The sequence below is a fragment of the Rhizobium phaseoli genome, assembly GCF_010668805.1.
Classification (GTDB): domain Bacteria; phylum Pseudomonadota; class Alphaproteobacteria; order Rhizobiales; family Rhizobiaceae; genus Rhizobium; species Rhizobium phaseoli_A.
Genome location: NZ_WUFT01000058.1, coordinates 1 through 665 on the forward strand (window position 1 = coordinate 1; position 665 = coordinate 665).

Annotated in this window: 2 protein-coding genes; one reads left to right on the forward strand and one right to left on the reverse strand. The window is 59.4% G+C overall.

Features of this window, described 5'->3' with window-relative positions; genetic code table 11:
* Positions 1 to 183, forward strand: a 183-nt coding sequence (locus tag GR197_RS31345) for a hypothetical protein (RefSeq protein ID WP_204330495.1), incomplete at its 5' end; no start/stop codon positions are given.
* A 22-nt stretch (positions 184 to 205) separates the two neighbouring features.
* Here the strand turns inward: GR197_RS31345 and GR197_RS31350 are convergent.
* Positions 206 to 484 (reverse strand): hypothetical protein, encoded by a 279-nt coding sequence (locus tag GR197_RS31350; RefSeq protein WP_054931939.1) that lies wholly within the window; start codon positions 482 to 484, stop codon positions 206 to 208.
* Positions 485 to 665 lie beyond the last annotated feature (181 nt).

Below are 665 nucleotides of genomic sequence, written 5' to 3' on the forward strand. Positions count from 1 at the left end.
CCTATTCCGACATCGTTCGCCATTGTGCTGCTGCTTGCCATTGCCGCGTGGCAGGGGGCTCTCGGTCCGCAATTATGGTTCGGCGAATGGCGGATTGCAGGTCACGTGCTGCATCCGTTGACGCTGGTCTATGGCATTTCCGGATCGCTGATGATCAGCCGCATCCGTATTCCCAAGCCCTGATTATCAGGTATGCAGTGCTCGATCAATTGCCATTGTAAACGGTGCGATTGAGCGTTTGCAGCTGCCCGTCACGCTCGGACTGGATCAATTGCTGGCGCACGTCCTGACGCGTCTCCGGGACGTTGCGGGCCCCTTGCGCCGCGCTACCCCAATTGACGCCGCCCTGACCCGTGTCTGCTGGCGCGGCCGATTGCGCCTGGGTCTGGTCCATCGGTTGGTCGGCCGGCATTTGTTGCGCGTATGCGCTCGACATGGCTGCTACGCCCGCCGTTACCACGAGGCTGAGAAGAAGTTGCTTCATTTCAAGGCTCCTTGATCGCGAGAGACTGTGCAGCGAATACAGTCGTCGCAGACGGCTCGCGGTGTCTGCAACGGCTGTGTCCACTTTACGCTTCAAGAGTGGCGCAACGCTGGCATAAGTATGACGAAGCTGCCAGATTCGCAACGCGCTTATGCGCGGCCTTCGAAGCCCAACAGTACAT

Excerpts from the sequence above, each read along its gene's own strand:
- GR197_RS31350 (WP_054931939.1), bottom strand. The coding sequence starts at position 484 with ATGAAGCAACTTCTTCTCAGCCTCGTGGTAACGGCGGGCGTAGCAGCC.